Source organism: Mesorhizobium sp. M1A.F.Ca.IN.020.03.2.1 (genome assembly GCF_004023205.1).
Lineage (GTDB): Bacteria > Pseudomonadota > Alphaproteobacteria > Rhizobiales > Rhizobiaceae > Mesorhizobium.
The window spans coordinates 1-5,574 of the sequence record NZ_RZSV01000304.1; the positions used below are offsets into that span (position 1 = coordinate 1).

5 protein-coding genes, 1 tRNA gene and 2 pseudogenes are annotated in these 5,574 nt (G+C 64.7%); 2 read left to right on the top strand and 6 right to left on the bottom strand.

Going from position 1 to position 5,574, the window contains the following annotated elements; all coding sequences use genetic code 11:
- Positions 1–119 (bottom strand): annotated as a pseudogene (locus EOA79_RS33885) (DUF167 domain-containing protein); the annotation flags it as partial.
- Between the two features lie 9 nt (positions 120–128).
- Positions 129–419 (bottom strand): YggT family protein, encoded by a 291-nt coding sequence (locus EOA79_RS29030; protein ID WP_067002157.1) that lies wholly within the window; start codon positions 417–419, stop codon positions 129–131.
- Positions 420–559: 140 nt separating this feature from the next.
- Between EOA79_RS29030 and EOA79_RS29035 the strand changes: the two genes are divergently transcribed.
- A tRNA-Ala gene (locus EOA79_RS29035) sits at positions 560–635 on the top strand.
- Between the two features lie 37 nt (positions 636–672).
- Here the strand turns inward: EOA79_RS29035 and EOA79_RS29040 are convergent.
- Entirely contained in the window at positions 673–1,008 is a 336-nt protein-coding gene (locus tag EOA79_RS29040) for a hypothetical protein (RefSeq protein ID WP_127334911.1), read from the bottom strand.
- Between the two features lie 275 nt (positions 1,009–1,283).
- Here EOA79_RS29040 and EOA79_RS29045 point away from each other — a divergent pair, with 275 nt between their 5' ends.
- A complete protein-coding gene (locus EOA79_RS29045) occupies positions 1,284–1,463 on the top strand; it encodes a hypothetical protein (RefSeq protein ID WP_095826236.1) in 180 nt (59 codons plus the stop codon).
- 54 nt (positions 1,464–1,517) lie between these two features.
- On the opposite strand, the gene EOA79_RS29050 is transcribed toward EOA79_RS29045, so the two are convergent.
- The 3 genes and pseudogenes from EOA79_RS29050 to EOA79_RS29060 all read right to left on the bottom strand — a co-directional run bounded on the left by EOA79_RS29050 (position 1,518) and on the right by EOA79_RS29060 (position 5,465).
- Positions 1,518–2,012 carry a hypothetical protein gene (locus EOA79_RS29050; protein WP_095779821.1) on the bottom strand — a complete coding sequence of 165 codons (495 nt, stop codon included), beginning with the start codon at positions 2,010–2,012 and terminating at the stop codon, positions 1,518–1,520.
- 125 nt (positions 2,013–2,137) lie between these two features.
- A pseudogene (locus EOA79_RS29055) lies at positions 2,138–3,530 on the bottom strand (multicopper oxidase family protein).
- A gap of 129 nt (positions 3,531–3,659) precedes the next feature.
- Complete coding sequence (locus EOA79_RS29060) at positions 3,660–5,465, bottom strand: ABC transporter ATP-binding protein (protein ID WP_095826238.1); 1,806 nt, start codon at positions 5,463–5,465, stop codon at positions 3,660–3,662.
- Positions 5,466–5,574 lie beyond the last annotated feature (109 nt).

Genomic DNA, 5,574 nt, shown 5'->3' on the forward strand with positions numbered 1-5,574 from the left:
AGATGGCTGCGCCCGTCGGCGGCCGTCTCAATGCCTTCGATCCGATCCACCGCCGCCTTCGGCGTCAGCCGCACGAAAAGGTCGATGCCGTCGTCGCGCGGACGGAACGGCGAGGCCATGGATCGGCCTTAAGCGACCCAGGAGAAGACGGTGGTGATCAAAAACTGGCGGATGAAGAAGATGATCAAAAGAAGAATGATCGGCGAGATGTCGATGCCGCCAAGATCGGGCATGTAGCGGCGGATCGGCCGCAGCGCCGGCTCGGTCAGACGGTAAAGCATATTGCCGACGGTGCCGACAAACTGGTTGCGCGAGTTGACGACGTTGAAGGCATAGAGCCAGGAAAAGATCGCCGAGGCGATGATGATCCACCAGTAGATATCAAGCGCCATGACGATGGTTTGAATAAGGGCGATCATGCCGGTCTCCAAATTGTCGCCGACATGTAGCCATTGCGCGCGGAACCGGCAAGGCCCGGCCGTTTCGGCGCTCGATGCCGGGCAGCCGTTTCGCCTTGACATCAAACCGCCGCGACCGATACAAGCCGATCCGCTGGAACGGGGCTGTAGCTCAGCTGGGAGAGCGCATCGTTCGCAATGATGAGGTCAGGGGTTCGATCCCCCTCAGCTCCACCAGCCGAAAGCAGGGGCGGGCTCTGGGCCCGCCAGTCGCTCAGTCATCCCAATCGTCCCAATTATCTTCATCCTGCCGCGGATAGCTGGGGATGACGCGGACAATCGGCCGCTGGCGCTCGTAGCGCCAGTAATACTCGTCCGACGGCTGCGGCTCGTAGGTGCGATAGATCGGCCGGTAGTGCCGCTCGCGCTTCCAATGCTTGTGCTTCTTGTGCGGGCTCACGCAATAGCCGTCTTCGGTCAGGTACGCGCATGTCACATGCGCCTGCTGCACGAGGCCGTCTCCAGCCGGGATACCGATCATCGGCGCCGCCTGAACCGCGGGCGCCAGCGCCAGCATGGTGCCGGCAAGAGTAAGGACGGACAATTTCATCGACCTCTCCATCGTCTCGAATTGGGCGGCCGAAAGACCTTCGGATTCAGGACGATTTGCGGCGACCAGCATCACTTTTCGTTCCCGCCGCACATATGAGCGTCAGATCATGTTTCCACTAGCATCCTGCGTCCTGCACGCCGGCGTGCTCTGTTTCCAGGTCACGAATTGGCAACGAGAAGCCATCTTCCGCGTCATTCCCACGAAACAGACGGGGCGCATTGGGTTGGGCGTCCCGCCGCCGACATATCCGCCATCTCAACGGAGAAGTACCAATGTCAGTGGTGGGAATCCTGCTCCATCTCGGCCGTGCCATCATCCATGCGCACAACAACGCCAAGGTCAGGAACCTGATGGATGCCTCGCCGCCCGAAACCCGCACAAACATGGGCCGGCAAATTTCACCCGGCGCCTCCGAAAAAGAGCCCGGCGCCATTCATCCCGGCGGACGCTAAGACAGCTCCAGGATAAGTGCCAACTGGAGGCTCCGCGTGGCCGGTATTGCCCGATCACCTGGAGACCGCCGTCGCTTTGCGATTGCGCTGTCGCGCATAGGCCACGCAGGCGTCCACCGTGCTGACGCAGAGCGCATCGATGCTGTTGGGCAAATTATTGTCGCCGGCATAGGTCACTTCCGCGACACGGCCGCCGAGCATGCGAATCTGCGTGTTGCAATAGCCGCCGGGCGCGACGTTGACGGACCCTCCAACTGCGGGGATAGCGCCCAGGGCCATGGTCGGCACCGCGATGTTGAGATTGCCGCGCTGCACGCTGCGCTGATAGGTCCAGATCTGGCCGGAAGGTCCCACATCGGCGGTCGCGGTCGGAAAGCCGGCGCACATGCGAACATCGGCCTCGCTGAGGCCGACCATTTCCCGGCGGGCGGCGGCCGTGGTGGGATCCTCTTTCGCGACCCGCGACGTATCGTCGGGGATGACGCAGGACGACAGGATGGAGATGCCTGCCGCAACAAGGGCAAGTTTTCGAATGCGCAAAGATGTCATGCCGTCGGTCGGAGTTGCGTGCCGCCCCAGCGCCTCTTGCCTACCTAGGCAAGCGGGCAAGGGCGTCAACCCGTCGAGGTCCGCGAATTCCGGGCAAAGGCGAGGGCGCCTATCGCTCCTTGCGCTCACGCCACGCGCAAATAGCTCGTCATGCCCGTCTTCTGGTGCTCGATGATGTGGCAGTGGAGCAGCCAGTCGCCGGGGTTGTCGGCGACGAAGCCCAGCTGCACCTTCTCGTCGGGCTGGATCAGATAGGTATCGGAGATAAGCGGCTGGACCGCTCGCGTCGAGGACGACAGCACCTTGAAGCTCATGCCGTGCAGGTGGATCGGGTGCGCGTGCGGCGTCAGGTTTTCCATGTCGATGATGTAGCTTTGGCCGAGTTTCAGCTCGGCCAGCGGCGCGGTCGGGTCCGGCGTGTCGCCCGGCCACGGCACCTTGTTGATCGCCCAGAAACTATAGCCGAGCGACCCACAGATGCTGTCGGCCGCGACATTTTCGGCCGTGGCGCTCAGCGCCAGCGGAATGCGCCTCGCGGCGGCGACGTCCACCTCCGCCACCGGATTGGGCTCGAGCGGGCCGAGATCGCGAAGATCGCGCTTGAGCGATTGGCCGACCGCACGCAGTGTCGCCAGAACCTTTGGCTTCGTGCCCCTGACATCCCGCAGGCTGACGATCGCGCCTTCGTCGTCGGGCATGCGGATGGCAAGCTCCAGCCGTTGTCCGGGCCCGAGCTGCAGGGCGTCGGGCGCAAAGCGCTGCGGCACCGGATTGCCGTCGAGCGCGATGACGGCGGCCTCGGCGCCGTCGACGCGGAAGCCATAGATGCGCGTGACGTCGGTGATGGCGGCCCGCAGCCGCACCAGCCCGCCGGCCGGCGCGTCATATTGCAGCTGGTCGAGCCAGTTGGCCGTGCGCACCGTGCCATAGGTGCCGCTGCGCGCCGCATCGCGCGGCCGGAACTGCGCGATGAACTGGCCGTCATCGCCGAGGCGCCAGTCGCGCAGATTGAGCGCCACTTCGGCATCGAAGGCAGGATCGTTCGGGTTTTCCACCACGATGACGCCGGTCAGCCCATGGCCCATCTGTTCCAGCGTGTTGCAATGCGGGTGATACCAAGGTGCCGGCGTCTGGCGGCGCGAAGGCGTAGTCGAAATGATCGCCCTGATACACATAGGGCTGGCTCATGAACGGCACGCCGTCCATCTTGTTGGGAACGCGGATGCCATGCCAATGGATGGTCGTCGGGTCGTCGATGCCGTTGACGAGCCGCGCGGCGAATGGCTTGCCTTTCTTCATCCTGATGACCGGCGGCGGGCCGGCCTCGCCATAGGTCAGGACATTCTTCGTTGGCGCGCCGGCCATCAACTGCGCTGCTATGCCTGCCGTCTTCAAGATCAGCGGTTCGGGTTTCGCCGCCGCCCAGCCGGCGAACTTGCCGGCGGTCGAGAGGCCGATGCCGGCCGCGCCGGCCGCCGCGGCGCCCTGCAGGAGTCTGCGGCGTGTGAAGACCGACATTGAGAATCCGGAATGGGTGAGTGGCGGCTTCAGGCTCTACCATCATTCGCGTACATCCCGAAACGGACAGATCGCCGCTCCCGAAAGCCAATCGAATGCCAGGCTGAATGCGGCAGGCCGTGATCCTGATTAATCTCCGACGGCGGCGAAATGTCCGCCGCCGAAATCCTTGAGCACCAGTTTCGGCACGCTCTCGCCGATCCGCCGCGTCGCGCTTGGAATTTCGCGGTCGAGACGGGCAAAGCGTGTCCGGCGCAATGACGGATCGGGAACAGGCACGGCCTCGATCAGCCGCCGCGTATAGGGATGGCGCGGATTGGAGAACACCTGGTCGCGACTGCCGATCTCGACGATCTGGCCGAGATACATGACGGCGACACGATCCGAGACGTTTTCGACCACCGCCATGTCGTGCGAGATGAACAGATAGGCGACGCCGAATTCGCGCTGCAGCTCCTTCAAGAGATCGAGCACGCGCGCTTGCACCGAAACGTCGAGCGCCGAAACGCTCTCGTCGGCGATGATCAGCTTCGGCCTCAGCGCCAGCGCCCGCGCGATGCAGATGCGTTGGCGTTGGCCGCCCGAGAATTCATGCGGATAAAGCTCCATCTGCTCAGACGAGAGACCGACCCGCTCGAACAGCGCTGCCACGCGCTCCCGCCGTTCTTCCTTCGAGCCGATGCCATGGATCAGCAGCGGCTCCGCCACCAGCTCGCCGACGCGCATGCGCGGGTCGAGCGAGGCATAAGGGTCCTGGAAGACCATCTGCACGTCTCGTCGCACCGCCTTGCGCTCGTCGCGCCCGAGGCGGGACAATTCGCGTCCGCCGATCGTCACGCCGCCGCTATAAGGAACGAGGCCGGCCAGCGCCTTGGCGGTGGTCGACTTGCCGCAGCCGGACTCGCCGACCAGCGCCAGCGTCTCGTTCGGCGCGATCGAGAAGCTAATGCCTTCGACGGCATGCACCCTTCGGTTGACGCGGCCGAAGAAGCCACCGCGCAGGTCGAAGCGGACATGCAGGTCTTTCACGACCGCCACCTTGTCTTGCATTGCCGCCACGTCGGACTCGCCGGAAGCCCGGCGCGCGCCGGAGCCGATGCGCGGAACGGCGGCAAGGAGCTCGCGCGTATACGCGGCTTGCGGCCTGGCAAAAATAGCCGATGTCGTCCCCTCTTCGACCATGCGGCCGTTGCGCATGACGATCACCCGATCGGCCATTTCGGCCACGACGCCCATATCGTGGGTGATCAGGATCACGCTGGTGCCGTGCTGGCGCTGCAGGTCGCGCAGCAGTTCCAGCACCTCGCCCTGCACCGTCACGTCGAGCGCCGTCGTCGGCTCGTCGGCGATCAGCACGGCGGGTTCGAGCGCCAGCGCCATCGCGATCATCACCCGCTGGCGCATGCCGCCGGACAGCTCGTGCGGAAATTGTTTCAGCCGGCTTTCGGCCTCGGAGATGCGCACCGCCTTTAGCGCCGCGACCGCGCGCAGCTTGGCCTCCGTGTGGGATACACCGGTATGCGCCTCGATCGACTCGGTGAGCTGCCGGCCGATCGACAGCACCGGATTGAGCGAGGTCATCGGCTCCTGGAAGATCATGGCGATGCGGTCGCCACGAATGTCGCGCATGCGCCGTTCGTCGAGCACCGTCAGCTCGACGGCACTGCCATCCTTATCGCAAAGCCGGATCGTGCCGGCGGCGATGCGGCCGGCCGGCTGCGGCAGCAATTGCATGATTGCCAGCGCGGTCATCGACTTGCCGGAGCCGGACTCGCCGGCGATGCACAGCGTCTCGCCGCGTTTGAGAAACAGCGACAGGCCGGATACCACCTCGCGCTCGCCATCCTCGCCGCGCACGCTGACGCTGAGGCCGGCGATTTCCAGCACCGCCTCGCCGGCCAGCGCTGATGGAACTTCGCGAACGCTTTGCGTCATTGCTCTCCCCGAGCAAGTCGGAGCGCCGGTCCCCACCCGGACCTTTGGTCCGACCTCCCGACGAGGGGGAGGTAGGGCGCTGGCGTTTTACCCTCCCTCTTGTGGGGAG